The following is a 20205-nucleotide window of genomic DNA, read 5'->3' as shown; positions in this document are numbered from 1 at the left end:
TAAAACCACCCTGCCATCATAATATTAATATACTAAGTATATTATACAAAAAATAATTCGCAAACTTAATCATCGATATTTTCCTCATTTGTGAAAATGATCACCGCCTATGTATATTTCTGAAAATGAACCTTTATCTCCTTGTTTTAGGTACCTTCACCGTAAAAACAAGTGTAACCAAAAAGGAAGCTATCGGTGAAGTCATATTCCGCTGGATATAGGTTAAAGCAGTAGGCCACTTCCGCCCGGAGATGCTCGCCCGTGTCTGAACACCTTATACGCTTTTATATTTTTCCCAGCAAATAAGCCATCCCCTTGAATAAAGCGAAGGGGATGGCTTGTTTACTATACTACTTTCTTATTCTGAGTCGCATTGCGCTTTGGCTGTGCTCTTCCCGCTCCTCTCAGAGCGCCGCGATCCGCTGCTGGATGCGCGGAAACAGTCCAAAGGCATTCTCGTAAAATACTTTCTCATGATGCTGTTCAGGCACAAGTCGGCGAACGAATTCCGCATAGAGATCAATTGGCGCTAGCGGCCAATCGGTTCCAAACAACATTTTCTCATAATGATCGGAATACACCAGCGCCCGGCGAAAATGGTCCATGAATAGGGGTTCGTTCATGAACCGTTCAAAATGGGGCCGATCGCCGACGACAAGACCGGACAAATCGGCATAGACATTCGGATTCTTGGCTACCACTTCGGCAGCGTCCATCACCCAGGGATCGCCCAGATGGCAGATCATAAAGTTCACGCCGCGCTGCTGGTAGGCTAATTCATCCACGGTGAGAGGATGCGCATACTTGAGCAATCCATTCATCGAATACGTATCGCCGGTATGTATGACCACGGGTACGCTGTACTTGGCAGCTAACTCATAGATCGGTGTATAGATTTTGTCATAGACGTAATGATGATAGTAACCGGCATACAGTTTAATTCCCGCTACCTCGGGTGCTTGCAGCCGCGCTTCGATCCGGTCTAGCTCCTCCAGGGCGTGTTTCCCTTCGAGTCTGTTCGGATTGATGCCGACACATTCCATTAAGAACGGCGGAACACGGTCTTCCAAGTTCAGGCCCATCGGATTGGGTGAGGTAGAGTCGGGAAACGCTCCCTTCGTCTGCTCCGTGACCCCCATTCCTATGCCGAGAACAACATTGTTCTTGTCAAACTCCGCTTTAAGGCCAGCGGCAGTGTAATCGACTTTGGACAGATCCACCGCTGTTTGATGAAAGCTGTCGATGTCCGACAGATGAATGTGAATATCAATGATCAGCATTTGTGGTCTCCTTTTCGGCAGCAGGACTATCAAATGTCAGCTTCAGAAGGCCACGGACATCCTCTGGATCCAAAGCCATCTCTCCCAATATGAGGAGGGTCGGCTGTGTCCAAGCCGTTTCTCCATTCAGAAGTGGAAGATGGTGATTCACACCGTAAGAGAACACCTTATTGTTCACATAAGCCGAAGCCCTCTGATTGGAGTAGCTATTCACGATATGCAGCATGTCCTTACGCGAAACCGCACCGATTCGTATAAGCCCTTTGGAATCAAGGTGAGCTTCGACCTTCCCATGAAGAAACTTGCCTTCATCGGGGAGTTCCATCCATCCTTCGGAAAAGACTGGCGATGGCTTGAAGTAACTATTCTCCGATAGGGAATACTGCGGCAGAACCATTCCGCTTCCATTAGTCACCGAATGCAGCACACTGAGCACAGGGACGCCAGGCAGCATAAGGTAGTACTGGTTAATTGTGATTCCCCGGTTTGCTTCCTGCTTCTCGATGGACGTGGTTATTCGTAATCCCTTCCAGACGTTGCCGTGAATATCAATCCGCTCCGCCCAAGTCACTGTTCTCGGCTCCTGCTGCCGACTAAATCCACCCAGGCCGGGAATTCCCACGCCAAGTCCACCGTGCCAGGGATTCCACCAGGAATGCGGAACCGCTTCCGGATAGGAACTGTCCAGCCATTCTTCTCCTTGGTGCTTCAGCGAATGCACGAAGCTCCCGAACTCAGGGGCAGCCGCTATCGAGAGAACTCCATTACTCACCGTGTATATGGAACCAACCGGTCCTTCTTCCACCCCGCAAACGACGGTTGTTTCCGTCTGAGGGAACCAGAGGCCCGATCGTTCCTGAACGCGATCCTCCCCGTGATAAACGACCCGGATCTTCCTACCGGGTTCGCTGTGTCCAGGCGATTCCATTTCCTCAGGAGAGAGCTCAAATCCCGCGGATCTCAAATCCTGCTCCCTTTGCAGCTCCATATCAGCCGCTGCCAGCTCCGCTCCTCCATCGTTTTGCACATACAGTTCAAGTCTCCCGGCAAGCGGAATCATCTTTCTTTCGATTAATTCTGCATGAAGTGCCCCCGCCACAAACGGATTTCCGCCGCCGAGCGTTAATTCAAGATGATCATCCAGCACCGGTTCGACCGGATTCCTCTCCTTTCGGGCGAAGGAACGGAAATCCGACCACTTGGCGAAGGTGTTCAGAGCAAACACAGTCGTCTTTGTCCGCAGGGCATCTCCGGCGGAAATCCGGCCAAGATTATGCTCCAGCCCAAGCGGGTATTCCGGTCGAATCAGCTTTAGAGAAGGGTCCCAGCAGATTCCGCATGTGACGTTTTCTTCCTTGCAGAACAGCCAGTTCTCTGTGATCTGGGCGCTGTCCCAGCGACTTGGATCGCCGGAGTAAGCATCGCCCATGTCCACATAATGGCCATGATATGGCAGGATGAGTCGCTTACCGAAGAAACCGAAATTCGTCAGCACATACACGTTCTCATCCAGTTCCTTGCTGCTTGTATTACAGATTTCATGATGAAACTCAGTGATACCGTTTGCGAATAGCTTGGCCACCGTTTTTATCTCCAAGCCTGGGAATTCTTCCGACTCGTAGAGGGCTTCGAGAACCTGACTCTCCGCTTCCGAATAAATTTTGACTTCTTTCGCTTGCTTCTTGGAGAATTCCTCTGCGAACGGCTTGCCTATCTTCGGATAAGTCCACCAAAAATTGTGGCTGGAGCCGGGATAATCAATCCATATTGAATTGTCGAGCTTGTTGAAATGGAGAGAGAATGCGCCGTTCACGACGACCCACTGATCCCCGTCTTCCCCGCCAAATCGGCCCTGTGTTCCTTTCATTAGGGCGGAAAGCTTGCTTGTAAAGGAGACCGCCTTCTTACCAGCCGGAACGGCCGTCACCTCAACATCCCGCGAGTAGAGCCCATAAGACCATAAGGTGAAGGATACCGGGACAGAGGCTTTGCTCTTAGCCGGAACCGTGAAGCGTACCGAATGATCCGCCCATTCCATGAATTCATCCTCAGGCAAGTCAAAAGAGAATTCCGCTTCCGAGGCAAAATTATTCTCCACGTTCAAATACAGTTCCGCCGGATGCCCCGGATACAGTTCCCGGGTTGGCAGCGCTACCTTCATCTTGACCGGAAATTTAGGGGTGATGCCAATGCGGAACTCAGCCCGTTTACCACCGATGATCCATTGGCTCATGACAACCGGATGGGTCTTCTTATCGTTCTGCTCCTCCCGGATAGGATCAAGCTCGAAATCTCCCTCTACGATGATCGTTTCTCCCGGAGCGAGCGTTGGTGCAGCAGCCAAGGCAAAACGGATATTCTTATCGTTCTGGCCCTTGATTTCAATCGCCAGATCGGTCGCAGAGCGATTCTTGATATGATAGCGAATCTTGTAGGGGAAGCCGAACACAAGATCATGATCGTCAATTTCAGTGGAAATCTCATAGTCAGGTGTGTCAAGAGCAGTCAGCCCGCGCCCGGTTTTCTCGAATTCTGCCCGCAAGGAGAGCTCTCCCTTTTGCCACGTGTACTCCAAGAAATCAAAGCCGCGCTCCCTGCGACCATCCGGCTGGATGGGGAGTTCGCGGGTGCTGTCTGCATACCAATCCAGCTCCTCGAAATAGGGAGCAAGCGCTTCCGTTTGCAGAACGGTTGGAATAAAGTTCATCAGATGGACGTAATCTTCATTTTTTTCCCAGAAGAACCCACATTTCTTATACATCGGAACTGCCTTGGTGTTGCCTGCCCAAGTAAACAGATCGAGACGCGGCCAGCCCGCTTCTACTGTTTTGCGGACGGCGTTCAAAATCAGATTGCGGCCTACCTTATAACCGTGATAATCCGGTCGCACATTCAAAAGCGGTACGTACAAAGCTCCTTCGTCATGACGATAATGGGCGAAACTGCAGAACCCAACCACGTCCTTGCCATCGACAGCGAGAAACACATGAAGATTGGACGAAATCTCCATCTCCCGGCGCACAGCGTCCTCTGTTCTTTGGTTGGTGCCGCCGCCCCAGCTTTCGTTGCTGCGATTCCACATCTCAGCGACCGCTCCCGCATAGGAAGGATCGTATTCAATAATGCGGATTTGCTCCGCAGTGATATTTGCCGGCATGAACTCAACTCCTTATTTTTCAAATATGAGTATGTATTTGTAATAACGTGATTCTGGATGGCGTCTTTAGAAAATGGAACACAACGATATTGAAATCCCCCTATTAGTTCTTATTATACTATTAATTGGAAGATTATGGCGAGAGATAAAACTCTTTAAACTCTTCTCTCCAACAAAAAAAACCTGTCAGCACTAAGCTGCAGAAATTAACAACATAAAAAAAAGGCATTTCTGCCGTTTGTAAAAACTCGAATTGACAGCTTAGGGCTGTCTGCAATAATTAGTAGCAAGCTAAAAAGCTCAGCGGCAAACCCGCATTCGGGATTCCGCCAGATCTGAAGCGATAAGCTGATTCTTTCAATAGATCTTTTATTGCTGCAATTATGAAATTATGATGGGGGTGGCCTGAAATACCGACCAACACAAAAAGATTTTAGAGACTTATTATATCTATGATCAACACAAAAAAAAGATGCTTTTTATAAACTCATCTTCATTTTTTCTGCGAGCTCAGCCATCGTCTGATTTCTCAAATGTTCTTCCATCTTTTCTTCCGCCGATAGTACCACCTGCTGAATCGGACATTCTGGTCCATGATCCAAGCTGCAATCGAACAAAGAGGCCGTCCCTTCAATTGCATGAATAATGTCCAGGAACGAGATTTCTTGCGAATTCCGCTTTAACCGATACCCGCCATTGGCACCTGACGCGGATTCAATCATTCCCGCCTTGACCAGCTTGGTTAATATTTTGGATAAATACGTAGGGGAAACTTGCTGCTGCTCCGCCAACTGCTGTACACCAACAGGTTTATCGGGAGGGGCTGCTACAAGAAAGAGCATCGTGTGAAGGGCATAATTCGTCGCCTTCGAATACTTCATTACAATCATTCCTTCAATAAAGGTTTTTATTTATCGATAATAACTTTTATATATCGGCATCGTCAAGTATTTCCATGTTACCTAAATAAGGTTAAAGAAAACTCAAAAAGAGAAATCCTCCTCCATCAACTCCGTATTGATGCTGACAGCAGTCATACTACCAGCGGCCGCAGACAGAATAAGCTGCGAGGGCGCTCCCGTGGTTGCCTCTCCAGCCGCAAACAACCCGGATACCGTACTTTTCCCTGTTCCATCGGTCAGGATTCCGCCTAATTCTGTTGTTTCCAAACTAGGACCTTGAAAGGGAGCCTTGGCAACCACTGAGGCATTACGAATCCCACCCGTTCTGTCAATCCGCGAACCGTTGTAAATTCCACCTGCTGCAGCTTGCCCTCATTGCCCAGAAAAGCGGCTATTTTTTGTTCCGACACGATAATATTTCGAGAAGCCAGTAGTTGTTTTTGTTCATCCGTCAGAACGCTACGGCCATTTGTACAAATTATGAGATCCGGGCTCCAGCTGTAGAGCAGTTTAACCATATGGAAAACACCTGGATTCTCAGACACCACGATCAATGACTGGTCCCTCAATTCCCAACCATCGCAATAAGGGCAGTGAAAAAGACTTTTGTCATATAGTTCCTTAATACCCGGAATATCAGGTAATATTTCCTTGAGTCCGGTGGTGATCAGCACTTTACGGGATTGGATCGTTTCATCTTGATCTGTGTTAATCTCGAATACGTTTTGAAGTTTGCGAATATGATTAACTTTTAGAGGGAACTGTCCTACCGAAGGATATCTCAGCACCTCATCGTATGCAATTTTCCGAAATTCGGCCGGCGCAACGCCATCCCGAGTCAGAAAACCATGCGAGGCACGAGTAACCGCATTTCGGGGTAGATTGTTATCAAACAGCGCCACACTCCTCCTCGCCCTGCCCAGCACCAATGCCGCATTTAGTCCTGCCGGGCCTCAACCTAATATTGCACAATCGTAAATCATAACCACCATTCCTTCCACAATAATCTCGATTTTTCTATCAAGTACATTGTAGATTAGTTATATCTATAAATCAACAAACGGGTATTTGGACATCCTATGTGATGTAAATTGAATAACTTCCCCCGCTTGGAGATTCGCTTCGAAAAATGGGACAGAGCTTCCGAGCTTTTTTAAGCTTGCTTCGATTATCGTCTAGATTGCTTAGTGATTCACACGAACATCTCATCAATGACAGGTTCGTGTGGGCAATAACTAGCTATATTCATAGAGCTTCCACTTAGCTCTGTCGAAAGCTTCTTCGAATAAGGAGAATTCAAAGTGTTAAGTTTATGTCACAGCAATACGCCAACTTCTACTTCGCACATCTATTGAATCCTCTGTGAGTTGTCATGGGGCATCAGCTCGTTGCGTATATGTGTAAAAGTATTGCTTAGGGTTAGTTTAACAAAAATGGTGGGGAGAATCCCTTCCTGTGTCTTGTAGACTTCCTCCATCATCGTTTTACAGGCAGCGTAGCCTATGAATCATGAATACTACCCGCTCTCGATAGCCTAGGAATTAGACAAATCCCCTTACGCATCTGTGTCCATTAACAGCACTCATTTGCCTTCCTTAACCAAGCCTATTCCCAAATTTACAGCCGTTATCGTTTTGCCCACACCGCACTTTTGATTAGCCAGAACGATTACCTTGGTCATTTTATTTCCTCCCTTCAACGTAAAAAAGCTGACTGCGCTGAATTTCAGGGCAATCGGCTCTTAAAAGAATATCTATATAAAAAGAGAGCATCCAGCGTAGGACGCTCTCTTGAAAATTTAATATTTTGAATTTATATAGAACCTAGTTACATCTATAATCCAATAGTAAGCCACATCTTATCCTTCCTCACAATAATAAGGATCATCCAGAGCATCAAGTAAACAGTCAAGTTGCTTTAAATAATCATAATTACTTACATTATCGCGAAGAAAAGATGTATCCATACCAGATTTCCTGACATATTCGATCCAATTTAATGCTTCGCTTTTATTAACGCCCTTCTGTAACATTCCATAATACATATAAGCAATTTCATTACTTATATTTGTGTTAAAAACAATAGGATCATCAGTATTTATACTCATCATGGTACTAGGAACATTATTGTCACCATTCTTATGAATTTGAAAAAATTGATTCTCATAGAGGGAATTTAACTGTCCTATAACAAAATTCGAGGAAGGATTGACTTCAATAACAATACCATGCTGTGCAACTTTATTTCTTACGAAACGCTGCATATCCATGGTCATCTCCTTCTCAATCTCAGTAGTTCGCACAAAAATCGGAGCCATCAAACGCTCCAGATATACCTTGTCATGATAAATACGAATTACATTTTGAATTGCCTTTTTAATTGGCTTAAATGTGGTATATATTGAATTTGCGTCTATTATTTCCTCAATCGGTTTGAATCTAAGTTGGTAGACTTCATAAAGCATTTCAATAGTTATATTAAAGTTAAAAGCATCATCTATAATAATTTTAGCTACTTCATAAATTTTGTGCTGTAAGTACGAATAAGTTCGAAAATTAATATCAGATGATCTAGTATATACCCCCCAAATCCAAAGAAGGTTATCCAAATATTCGCCTCGTGGAAGAATTACCTGTTCATTATCTTGAATCCATCTGTCTACTGATATTCCAAGTGAAATTCCATGTCCAATGCGATCACCAGAATGAAACTTACAATAATCAATAACCTCATCTATACGACGAATTCCCGAATTTAAATGACGGTAATCCTCACCTGCATGGAAGGTGAAAAATAAACTTTGCTGCTTTATCTTATAACCATCACGGTCTAATAAAAGCATTTGATCGTTGTCGCTATTGCGCGCTCTCTCAAATACTGGAGCAAATACCTGAACCGGAGTACTATTCTCTAAACTGGCTGCATCAAGGCCAACAATAAAATTAGATAAGTAAGGAATACGTTCTCTTAAACATAAAATCATATCTATTTTGTTCAAATATTCCTGCTGAAGACGCCCATAATGAAGTGAACTTATTTGACTTCTATCACCGATATATTCCTTCCAATCTTTGTAAATATCATCTTTTTGCTTTATTAAATGATATACAATCCCAATACGCGGAAAAATCGTTTCTATGTTGTGATCTATATGATAATCCTCGACAAGTATTTGCTTGTAGGCTTGGAGTAACTTTTTAATATTTTGTCGATTAGTTGACTCGCGATTTGCTATTGATAGTCTTAGCTCAACCTTGCGTAAATATTGATTTTGAAATAAATTCCTTAGCATATCCAAGAAATAATGTGTCTCTCTTTTATCAAATCCAGAAGTAGCTCTATCAAAGTAGCTACGAAAATAATCAAGTCCATTTACAGCATTGGATTGATTAACCTGCTGATAAAACTCATTCTTGATTCTTAGATAACGAAAGAATAGATAAAGAAATTCATTAAGTTCTTCCTTTTCTCCCCTTTTCTCTAGTTTTGTTCTATACTTCATAATTTGATGTAAAAATACATTCTCCCCGTAAGTGTTAATAGGAGTATAGTCTTTAAACACTGCAATGATCCAATCAGTACCTTCCTCATGCCCACTAATGTCATATTCTTTCCTAATATATTCAATTGCCTCTTTTAGTTCTTCTACCGAAGCTAGAGCACTATTATTAAAAATAAGATGTGCAATGCTTTGTACCTGACTACCTACATGAATTCGAATCCATCTAGTTACAGACATTTCAGTATCGGATGTCATATAGTGTGCTAAAACCAAACGTAGTAATTGAGCAGTCAAGACATACTCCTTAACCTGTTTCGATTTATTACTATAGGAGACATTAAAATTAATCAAATATTTACCGATGGCGGTATTGGAAAAATCCCCACTAAAATTCATACAATTTTGCCACAACATTGTGAAGGTAAAAGCTGCACTAGCATGCATATGATTTTCAGAAACACCATTTCTAAGCGCATCATGTAGCGGTGCATCAGCCAGATTAATATGTTGATAGAACCCATCTAATTGAAGAGGTTCATGCAATCCGTTATTTGAATAGTAACTAGCTACGAATAAATCTATCGGAAGCAATCGGCTTAATATACTAAACATATGAACTTTATCTAACTCCGTGTACGCACCCCATACATCTGCTAGTTGCTCATCATTAACTCCTAGTTCATGTTTCCAATACTTAAAAACCATCTCACCATCTCGATGTGAAAGAAGTGCACGAGTAAATTGTTGAATTAAGTGAAAATAATGATTATATAAACAAATCTCCATTTCCTCATAAGAAGATATTTCTGGTGAAAAATGCTTTTGAAACAAATATGGGTGAAACTTTTCTAACATAAGATTTATTTCATCTATACTAGAAGCCATATTTTCAGAAACTAGACATATGCATAATTTATCTAAAAACTCCTTAACTTGCTTTCCATTTTTTTTAGTAGGCTGATGTATACAAAGAGCAATATTCACTAGTTCTTCACTTTGAAAATACAATAAATCTTTAATTGGAAAAAAGGCTACGTTAAGCATGAGTTGTATTTTTCTAAACATTATCATCAATGTCCTCGTCTTCTTCTAATTCTATTCCTATGGAACTTAAATCAGTGACAACTAACTCCATAGCAGCCTTAAATCCTTTATCTAGTTTATTTCTCATGTCTTCTTTTATTTTTTCATAAGAGGGATCTATATTAACCACGTCGTTAACTTGAGTTAAGTAGAAATCTAAGTGTTGCAAAACCCATATTTCATCTGTATCAAAAATATCGGGCGCAAGATAAGCCTGTTCGTCAAGTACTCTAAGCAAAGCAACTGCTTCACTTCTTCCATACCAAACGGCATAATTTGACGCCAATTTTTCAACAAAAAATATAAGATCACTAAATTTTGAAGATAACAGGGTTTTATCAGTATTTATATTCATTCCTCTTACTCTATTTTGTAAATTTTTATACTTTGTATCTGAAACTCCAGAGTGTCCATTAAGAAATTCATTAATAGCACTAAAAACTTCATTAAAATCCTTCCATAAAACAAAAACACGTTCATCTTGATTATAATTAATAATTTTCTCAAATAATGCATCATAAAACTGTTCAATAAATTTGTTAATTCTATTTATCTGTGTAGCTGTAAGTTTAAATTCCTTATCTCCCTGTTGCTTGGTTTTTAAACTAGTCAAAGCATTTTTTAATCTTGTTGCTGCTTGATTTTTTGATTTGGCATTTTCACCAACAATTGATTTCACATTATCTTCTTTAGAACTTAGGAATTTTTCAGGTATTATGCTGCTTTGTTCATGAAGCAAAATTATTAAATTAACCATAAGGTTATCGAAATCATGGAAACCTTTAAACAGTGTTGAAGTTCTACTCCACAACTTATAGCCAAATGGGTATTCGTATAGTGACTTATAATAGATAAAAGCCCCTCTACTAGCACTATGCTGGGTTAAATATTCCAAAATCTGATAATAACTTGGTTTATTAGAAGCTTTATTCTTAGAATAAATATACTGATCATAGTATAACCGTGTTAGCAGTTCAACGTCCCTATCCTCAATCAGTTCATTTATTTGTGAAAGAATCCATCTAACTTTTCTATCTTCTGATAAAGTTGTATGCTCTTTTTCTCCTGAGTCTCCTTGGACTAGCCAGCTTTTGTTCTCTAATAAAAGTTGTGATAAAAATAATCCGTGTTGAAAACTTATGGCAGGAAGAAGCCCATTAATAATTTGTCCATGCTGATTCAATTTAACATCCTTACCACCTAGTTGAAGGATATTTTTAAGTACTTCCACTTGTAATGACGAGCATTCATTTCTATCGAACCTTATATTTTCTAATAAACTGTGAATAACTTCACCAAGAATAATTAGTAGCAACAAAAGACTCCCCTCTTGTTTTACACGATTTCGTTCACTCTCAAGAGACGTAATCGCTTCAAGTTCAGAATAATCTAAGTAAGTACTACTTTCATCATGTCCCCACTGAATGAATTTTTCTAGTATATGTCGTTGAACAGATGCTAGTCTAGTTGAAGAGAGAATTATTGTATCAACTATTGATTTAACTGTAACAAAACGTTCTTTTCTCTCTTCATTGTTCAGATTCTTCCCTTTAATCCACCATTCCTTAAAATGCTTGTTAACTTCATAAACATGATAATACACATTGACAATTCCCCGCGGCGTTCTATCAAAGATGCAATAGCTTTTGGTTATTGGTTGAATTTTATTTTCTTTGTTATCTTTGTAACCAAATAATTCTTTATCCCCAAAAAGTTCATATAATTGATCAAGAAACCTAACTTGTCCAAAAGAAAACCTTGGAATAGTGTTCTCATTCCATTGCAGTAATTGATGCCTTCTAGCAGGCGGAATAATCTTCTTAACATACTCATGAGATAGTATCTGCTTACGTTCTTTGATAGATTCCTCATCATTAGGCTTAAAATGAGCACTAATATTGCTATACATTAATTTTTCATCCTGAATTAACGCTAAAGCTATAGCATCTCGCAGTATCTCGTAATCACCTGATAAAATAGTCACCACATTGGGGTGATTTGCATACTGTAGTATGGCTTCAATTAACTCGCGGCTACGTATCATCTTTAGATCAATATCATCAATAAACAAAAAAATTAGAGGCTCTTCTATTGATTTTTCTCCTTCTTGTAAACTAATTTTCAGCAACAATCTTTGATTATCAATAAGACATGTAATAAGTTCATGAAGTTTCTCTCTAAATTCAACATCTGGTGTTAACAGCCGGGCTGATTTTTTAATATGAGTTGCTAAATCGTCATATGTATGTATCAATAGTTGCCTATACTCATTCTCTGTATACATGTGATACTCTACTAAATCATTCATTTTACTTTGCAAAGGGTTATTTGAACGAAACAAGCCCTTATTAAAATATTCATTAAGCTCTTTTGTAATTTGTCTGTTGGGCTTAGATATCTGTATTATCTGTTGATCAACCATTTTTTTAAGCATACCAACAATTGAACCCATTATCTTGGTATTGTCTCCCAAATGATCCGGTTCGATAATCCCCAAAATCATGTTGTGTTCATATTTTTCTTTTAAAATATTATTTGTTACAGGCTTCAATTTATTAATTAATGTATATAAAACAGATGTTTTTCCTGTTCCTCTTGGTCCGAATATACCAATTGTATTGTTTACATCTTTTCTATAGTCTTTATTTGAAATGCCTCTTTCTTGTTGTCCTTGTTCACGAATTTGTTCAATCTGCTTTAGAAGCAAATCAAAAGTAGGTAAGATATTGTAAACTTCTTTTTTTAAATCACGTGCACCAATGAAAACTTTAGTATTTGAATCCTCTCTCATTATTTCATCACTATTTTGAGCACTCATCATAACACTCCTTATTTGTCTGTATTTTATAAGTCCATGGTACCATATCTTTGGGATACATATCCGTTTTTTTACATAATACGACAAGTGATTCTTAGTTTCAAAAGGATATTACTAAGAAATATTAATACGAAAAAGAACGCCCTAAGGACGCCCTCTTGAAATTATGATCTAACTATTTCAGTTTACTATTTACTAACCCCTGACATGTCTACACACTCCACGTCAAAACCAAGATCCAGAACGACCGAAATCTCAATTGTTTCCTTCAGCTCCTTGTTTTTAAAATCAGCGCCATCCTTCGTGAAGGTCCTCAAGCCAGCAAAGTGTTGAAAATAAAAGGATTTTTATTCGTTGTATTCCTACTACGACCTCCAATAAATTAGAGTGTCAGTCACAGTAATTTAAGCCGTAGGAAGAGCGGTGGCGGCACACTTGTAATGATTATTTACCGAACCATCCGCCTGAACTTCAATCTTATCAATGAACCTATTGTTCATTGGAAGCTTCTTTTCACTAAAAAATCACATAATGTTACTTCGAACCCTGAATGTTATGATATTTAATCAAGGTCCGTTCAATTACTGTGCAAACAAAGAAGAACGACATCTCTGTCGTTCCATTAAATGATACTTGCGTTATAAAATTAATTACTCTTATCAATTAATAATATTCAGAGTTTCATCTAAATAATTTTCCATGCTACCATCATATTGAGTTAAAAAAGCGCGTTCTCTAACTCCTTCTCCTATACAAATCAATTTAGCTCTTCCATTAAAATACTTTTTATTATATTCATGTATGCTTTTTTCATTTTCTTTAGTTTCTGCAATTGACAATATTAATTGAGTATCGTTAGGTTTATTTTTCCCAATAAACTCAATGATAGCATTTTTATTTGATTGCTCTATATCTTCCTTAAAAATTGCATCGAGCATAAAGGGAAAACGATGTATACCATCAGTCTTTTCTATTAATTTATTTAAAGCAAAATTATATGCAAGTACTGTTTTATGAAGTTCAACCCCTTGAGAAGGAAATGCTGAAATATTATATAATGATATATATCTATCTTCCTTTAAGGTCTTTACACCTAAATCATCAATATACCCTAGGAATATACGCTCAAATTCTTTACTTTTAGATATTCTAGATTTTTGGACTTCTTCTTCTGTTTTAAAACCTTTGAGGCTATTCTCAATAGTAATTTTTTCAGTACTTAATACCCCAAGTTTATATTTAATGTCATGAATTAACTGTATATTCACTTTATTATTCAACCAACTATCAAAAGAAATATTATGATTAAAATACCTTTTTAATATTCCATATGTTTTTAAGTTATTTTCTTTACGAACATTTATAAGTTTTCCCAGAGAATTAATTTCCCCTTGCAGCTTCTTTATCATTGCTTTACATTTTACCATTTCTGCCTCAGTGTCATTCTCTTCTTGAAAATACTTATATGATGAAGTAATACTAAATGAAAGTTCCCGATCACAAGCAGGACATGCTCCCTCTAAAGGGTTTTGTTTCTTGTGATGTCTTGACACTTTTCGAAGTAAAGACAATCGTTCTTTATAGTAGCTCTGTTCATTGCATTTAGAAATATATTCTTCTTCATTTTCATTTAGAAGCACCTGATTATCACTGTGCAACTTGATATATTCTAATGACTCTTCAACAAATTCTTCATCAACTAGTTTTGTAATTTGGAACTCGTCATTACTATTTTCTAAATTTAAATAAAATTTAATTTCATCTTCTTTACTTTTTAATTTCCTTTCCAATTCCTGCTTCTTATCCCTATCAACAAGTGATTCAATTCCTAAATAATAGTCAAGATAATCTTCTTTAAGATTTTTATAATACTCAAAGCTGCTAAAAGATTTTCTAAGGTATACCCACCCTACTGACTGAGGTATATAATAAGGCAAAAACATTGCTTCGATTGGAGCAGCTTTGTACCCCTCCTTATTCTCTAGTTTAAGTGTGAAATTAAATAATTCATGAAGGAATCCTTTAAGTTTAATATGTTCAGCAGACTGATTCGCTCTAATACCATTAAACCTCATAATAGGTTTATCGACCCTTTTAATAAATATGGTTTCATCATCTCTAACAAATGTAATTTTTTCACTTTCTCGATTGTTAATTACTTGAAAGTCTACTCTTAAAAAAGCACCTTCTTCAATTATTTCTTTCAAGTAGTCGTTATTGTCATTTATACCCAGTGTGTATAAAAGCATTTGAAAAATTGTGCTTTTTCCTGATGTATTTTTTCCATAAATTATGTTTATACCTTGATCAAACTCTGTGTAAAAATATTTGTTTTTACTCTCAGAATATGCAAATAGTTTGTTTATTAATAATTTTGTTTTCATAATTGTCCCCTTACTTCTATATATGCAGCATAAATAGCTGCTTTTATACTTAGCTCTGACAATTGAGAACTTATGTTCTTTCGAAACATTTGATATAATTCTAAAATACAATCAGTCTCTACAGTAAAGCGATACATTATATTACTATTCTCCTTAACAAAGGAGAGTATTTTTTTATGTTCAACTTGTCGATAATCTTTAAATCTATCAAAGCTATTAATAAAATTCAGCTTAAACTCACTCTTATCTGGAATGGAAATTTCCAGATTTCTACAGACTTCTTTTTCCTCATTTCGCCACAAATCAAATGCCATCGTTTTTGTAGTAATTATATCAATAGCATCATTAATACTTGCAGAACTAACACGTTTTGATTCATCCATTAACTTCACAACATTGCCTTGGTTTAAAGTGTTTTCTACATCTCTAAATAGAAGCAGCAGAGCATCTACAGCAGCTCTATGATCACTGACCTTTTCTCCAAATATTCTACTGAGCAGTCCAACTAGAGAATCCTTTTGCCCAGCGCTTTTCTTTGGAAAATCAATATAGGCTAATGAAACATTATTTAATTCCTTTAAACCTTCTAAATCCTTACCTAACAATTTTGTTAATTCTGCTTCAATTTTATTTGTAATCTCAGTATCTAGATCAGTAAATTTCAACCTACTATTACTCTCGTTAATAGTTATACTTTTATTCTTACCTTTTCCTCTAAGACCATTACTTAATTGTATAGAGTTGTTAGTTATGAACTCTAAGTTATGTGTATAGTTATTTACTTTAGGCATACTATCTGCATTCAGTGATAAGCCTACTCCAGTCATTTTTCTAAGTAATTCATATAAGCCACTCATTTCCCACTTTTCAGAAGACTTCTTTGCTTGATAAGAGTCAATAGAAGAAATAAGCTCATCACTATTTTGATAACAAAACAAAAAATCATCATGATGTTCTATACAAATAAAGTACTTTCTATCTTTTAAATCATTATACTTTTCGAACAAAAAGTATAATGCACAATGTTTTTGAAATTCAGTGCCCGTCGAACCATGAACACCAGCATTTACAGCAGCTTTGCTTTGATTATTCATTGTCTATTCCTCTACACAAATTATTTTTACAAATTTGCATTAATCCATTTCCTCCGACACACAAGGGGTTATAGTACTAGGAATATTTCGACAAATATATTCAAATCCCTTCTATTTTATACATTCTTCTTCTTTAGTGGCTCTCGCAAACTACCGCTTCCATGTTCTAGGATAAGGTTGCAATTCTGAGAAGCTGATCAGTAGTTGCATCATCTACAAGCAAACCAATCAAATAATAATTACTTTTTGTAATGGTGTCGACCATACCAATACCTCCATTCATAGATTTTCTTACCATTAGCTCAATATGTAATAATTTTAGCATACATTCAGAACATATGTTTGTGTAAAATGTATTAATCTTCATTTATAACAAACCGTCAACTCCACCCGGTTCCCTTCCAGATCATAAATAATCCGCTCCACCAGTTTCTTCAACGCTCGATTCTTCTCTTCACTCGTCACCGCAACACTCCACAACTCCCTAAACTCCCCTATCCGTTCATATATCTGATCAACAGTCGGATAATTCCCTTCATCTACTACAACCTTCCGCAAATCCTTTAACTCTTCCTCCAGTTTCTGTATCTGCTTAGACCGGATAGCTTTACGTTCCAAAAACACATGTTTCGTTATCATGTCCTCTTCATACGATTCATGCAACTTGTCCAATGCCCGCTTCAGCTTTTTCAATTCCTGCTCTTTGACCTCGATAATGACCTGTGTATCATTGTACCTACTTCCATGCAGTTCAATTTCTCGTAATATATCCGGGTCTACATGAATAATCCGATCATACAGAGCATTGAAAAAATCGGCATCCATTACCTTGCCACGCTGCTCACATTTGCTGCCATCTTTATACTGGTGATAGCACAGTGCATTCCAGTGCTGCCCCTGCTTCTTGTTCTCCCCCACTCGGAATCTCATCCGTGAACCGCACTTCTCACAATACAACAAGCTGACAACGGAAAAATACTCCTCCTAGAATTCGGGTTCAGCATTCTGTTCTTAAGCAGCCGCTCTATAATCGCTTCATGTTCTTCCGGTGTTTTCAGCTTTTCATGTGTTCCCATGACTTTAATCCGCTCTTCTTCGGGTACAAGCTCCACCTGACCACGCTTGGAACGGGTTTTACCATAAGTGATGTAACCCAAATGGATTTCGCTTGCCAGCAATCTTTGAACCGTAATATTTGACCAGCCCTTGTTCTTTCCATCCGGCTTAATGTTGTATGGCGTGGGTATCTTGTTATCCGTCAACCAAATGGCGATATGTCCCAAGTTTGTTCCATTAAGATATTTCTCTACAATCGCTCGGTAAATCGGACGCTTCGTTTCATCCACCAGTACCGACCTTGTGTTCTTATCATAATAGTATGGAAATGGTGGCTTTCCGTTTGTCCACATGCCTTTCTTCGCCCCAGCCTCTTTGCCCTGCTTCATTCTTCGCTTAATCGTTTTGTACTCTATTCGGGCAAAAATGGACATGAAATCAAAGGATACATCATCATTGTCTATTTCCAGATCATATATCTTGTTCGGTGTAATGATTACCGTCTCGGAGTTCAAAAACGTATCTTTTATGAGTGCCCAATCCTTATTTTCTCCACGCCCTAAACGGTCAATATCCATGACCACTACTCCATCATAGAGTTGGTCTTCAACATGCCGAAGTAACAACTTCAGCATTTCCTTCCGGGACTCTATCTTTTCACCAGAGACCACTTCTTCAAATAGCCTATAGGTCCAATTTCGATTCTCGAAGAAGGCCAGAAGGGTATCCCTATGCTTCGAGAGAACGTCTTCAAATTCACCATCATCACGAGATTTTCTTAAATAGACAGCTACGTGCTTAATTGTTTTGCTTTCCATAATAGTTTCTACTCCAAGCCTGAAATTTTTGCCGCCTTCCAAATAGAATGTTGAGTATTTTTGATGACACATCATCAAATATGACAACTGTAAAATTTTAGAGGCGTAATTTATGAAGAAATGTGAATATGTAATCAAAGAAGTTAATCGGCCCTCTGGCAAAGCGTTGCGGCAGTTTCATGAGCATGTGGGTGAGATGTTGAGCCAAACTGCCCGAGTCAAGGCCGAGATAGACATACCTCTCCCCAAAGTGCATCATTCTACGCAAGACAAGCAGAAAACTTAACAAAATAAAAACAAGCCGGAGCGCATGACCATTCCACGCTCCGGCTTGTTCTATTTCAGGTTATTTTGAATGAATTCCCGTTCCGACTTCTTCAGATACCTTAGTGTATTTTCAAATGAATACAGGTACATGGAGCGAAGCATCCTCAGCTTTTCGACTGACCCATCCGCAATCACTTGCTTAATTGCTGGGATCATTTGGCTGTTGGTTACTCCGAATTTCCCCGGCTTTACGATATCTTCAATGACGAATGGCATCTCTTCATTGCCCTCATTCAGTTCTTGTTGTAACTCTTGTAAATTTGCTTCATTTAATATCGCTTCCGGCTGTGCCGCAACTTCTTGCTGCTGTTCGCCATCCCCTTGTTCAAGCACGATCTCCTGTACTTCTTGAATAATTGGTTTTTCCTCTGAGTTCTCATTGACTAACTCAGCTGGGGTTGATTCTTCCTTAACCAATACTTGCTCTTCCTGTTGGGCTTGTTCTTGCCCTGTCTCTTCATGAACTTGAATTTCTTCTGCCGGATGCTTAATACTTGTCGACTCATTTTCACTTTGAAGCTGTTCTGGCATCGTTTGTTCACCTTCCAGTCTAACCTGAGAACTTCCACGGCTGTTTCTACCTGAAACCCTATTCTTATTTATCATCGTGTTAACTCCTATAAATTGGTATTTTTTTGAGCCGATCTTATCAACATGCTTGACTCTCGTACAGCGTTTCTTCCACTTAATATAGTAATTATTTTGCTATGTATCTTCATTTAAAAGGTAAAACAAGCCCATAGTGAATTTCTACACTACAGGCTCATAAAGCTTGATTTAAATGAAAGTTATAATGAATACTCTACGACAGGTCTCCCCAATCCCTAACAAATGTCCAAGGGTTCTTCCTTGTCCAGGTTACAATTTGCTCCGGCATAAATGACTCGGCGGTTACTTCAAATTGGATGACTTGTTCTGGACACAAACTCAGTAAATGTGGTTTTGGCTCGCTATCCAAATCCCACATATGGTATTTGTAGAATTTAATCTTTGCTCGTTCACTGAGTGCTAAATCTAGCGGTGCACAACGTCTAATTCGTTCTTGTCCACTCTTCATTAAAAAGGTAGAACTTATCAGCATTCTTCTCTACGTGGTATTTGGCGGCCTCCTGTTTGTCCTGTCATACAAACGCAATCGTCAATGATTTACTACTCCAGGGTTTTTCCTGGGCTTTATTCATTAGAACATAAAGCCTCCAAATCCATTTCACTTAATGGTTTTGGAGGCTTCTTCTTGTTTATTGGATGACTGCTGGTTTACTTGATCGATCTTCCTTGCAGCCTAAACATACTGAATGGCTTTAATCATTGTGGCTATTCGCTTTGAACATAGGGGAATCATTTTGAATGACCTAATTAAAAAATTCACCTTGATTTACAGACCCTAGAATACTGGCTGCTGTGCGCATTGGATTATTACCTGCAAGACTCGTAACAATACTATCAATATGTTCATATACTTCACGTGGTTTCTTTACCGACTCGAGTATTTTTATAGGTGTATCGACATCGGCAACATTTAAATGAATCGAACCACATCCAAATACACGCTGCCAAAATGGTAAAACAATACTCTTATCAAGTACTTTATAAAAATCCAACTCATCCTCTACTATTGAAAAGAATCCCCGTCTCGTTACCAATCTTTTTTCGTATACAAAGTACTTCGTAAATGAAAGTGGCAAGCCAAAAATTGTACATTTTCTTCCTGACCAAATTAAAGCCCCTCGCGTTGTAGATCCTTGATTTGACACTGATGCTTCCCCCCATATGGTACAAATGAT

At 38.9% G+C, this 20205-nt stretch carries 14 protein-coding genes; all 14 read right to left on the bottom strand.

From position 1 onward, the window contains the following. Nucleotides 1-404 precede the first annotated feature (404 nt). Nucleotides 405-1280, bottom strand: coding sequence for an amidohydrolase family protein (locus KJS65_RS04670; protein ID WP_213648782.1), 876 nt, complete (start codon nt 1278-1280; stop codon nt 405-407). Then, nucleotides 1267-4437, bottom strand: a complete 3171-nt coding sequence (locus KJS65_RS04665) for a GNAT family N-acetyltransferase (protein WP_213648781.1) — start codon at nt 4435-4437, stop codon at nt 1267-1269. Before KJS65_RS04665 ends, KJS65_RS04670 begins: the two co-directional genes overlap by 14 nt. A gap of 479 nt (nt 4438-4916) precedes the next feature. Further along, nucleotides 4917-5318, bottom strand: coding sequence for an RrF2 family transcriptional regulator (locus tag KJS65_RS04660; RefSeq protein ID WP_213648780.1), 402 nt, complete (start codon nt 5316-5318; stop codon nt 4917-4919). A 102-nt stretch (nt 5319-5420) separates the two neighbouring features. Continuing rightward, the gene (locus KJS65_RS30150; RefSeq protein WP_306432954.1) at nt 5421-5606 is read right to left on the bottom strand and encodes a hypothetical protein; all 186 of its coding nucleotides are present in this window, start codon (nt 5604-5606) and stop codon (nt 5421-5423) included. Continuing rightward, complete coding sequence (locus KJS65_RS04655) at nt 5588-6241, bottom strand: NAD(P)/FAD-dependent oxidoreductase (protein ID WP_306432953.1); 654 nt, start codon at nt 6239-6241, stop codon at nt 5588-5590. The genes KJS65_RS30150 and KJS65_RS04655 overlap by 19 nt, the downstream gene beginning before the upstream one ends. A 680-nt stretch (nt 6242-6921) precedes the next feature. After that, nucleotides 6922-7020 (bottom strand): AAA family ATPase, encoded by a 99-nt coding sequence (locus KJS65_RS04650; RefSeq protein WP_213648779.1) that lies wholly within the window; start codon nt 7018-7020, stop codon nt 6922-6924. Nucleotides 7021-7197: 177 nt separating this feature from the next. Beyond that, a complete protein-coding gene (locus KJS65_RS04645; protein ID WP_213648778.1) occupies nt 7198-9906 on the bottom strand; it encodes a hypothetical protein in 2709 nt (902 codons plus the stop codon). Beyond that, nucleotides 9899-12745: a hypothetical protein gene (locus tag KJS65_RS04640; protein WP_213648777.1), complete on the bottom strand. Its 2847-nt coding sequence runs from the start codon at nt 12743-12745 to the stop codon at nt 9899-9901. The genes KJS65_RS04645 and KJS65_RS04640 overlap by 8 nt, the downstream gene beginning before the upstream one ends. A gap of 656 nt (nt 12746-13401) precedes the next feature. Then, nucleotides 13402-15126, bottom strand: a complete 1725-nt coding sequence (locus tag KJS65_RS04635) for a P-loop NTPase family protein (RefSeq protein ID WP_213648776.1) — start codon at nt 15124-15126, stop codon at nt 13402-13404. Next, nucleotides 15123-16220 carry a dsDNA nuclease domain-containing protein gene (locus KJS65_RS04630; protein ID WP_213648775.1) on the bottom strand — a complete coding sequence of 366 codons (1098 nt, stop codon included), beginning with the start codon at nt 16218-16220 and terminating at the stop codon, nt 15123-15125. Before KJS65_RS04630 ends, KJS65_RS04635 begins: the two co-directional genes overlap by 4 nt. A gap of 363 nt (nt 16221-16583) precedes the next feature. Next, nucleotides 16584-17150, bottom strand: a complete 567-nt coding sequence (locus KJS65_RS04625) for a hypothetical protein (protein WP_213648774.1) — start codon at nt 17148-17150, stop codon at nt 16584-16586. Further along, nucleotides 17147-18169, bottom strand: a complete 1023-nt coding sequence (locus KJS65_RS04620; protein WP_213648773.1) for a recombinase family protein — start codon at nt 18167-18169, stop codon at nt 17147-17149. Before KJS65_RS04620 ends, KJS65_RS04625 begins: the two co-directional genes overlap by 4 nt. Before the next feature lie 261 nt (nt 18170-18430). After that, nucleotides 18431-19027 carry a hypothetical protein gene (locus tag KJS65_RS04615; RefSeq protein ID WP_213648772.1) on the bottom strand — a complete coding sequence of 199 codons (597 nt, stop codon included), beginning with the start codon at nt 19025-19027 and terminating at the stop codon, nt 18431-18433. Between the two features lie 746 nt (nt 19028-19773). Next, entirely contained in the window at nt 19774-20175 is a 402-nt protein-coding gene (locus tag KJS65_RS04610; protein ID WP_213648771.1) for a PH domain-containing protein, read from the bottom strand. Nucleotides 20176-20205 lie beyond the last annotated feature (30 nt).

The sequence above is a fragment of the Paenibacillus sp. J23TS9 genome, from assembly GCF_018403225.1.
In the GTDB taxonomy this organism is placed as follows: Bacteria; Bacillota; Bacilli; order Paenibacillales; family Paenibacillaceae; genus Paenibacillus_AQ.
The sequence above is the reverse complement of the archived record's forward strand: the minus strand, read 5'-3'. Positions and strand labels throughout refer to the sequence as shown.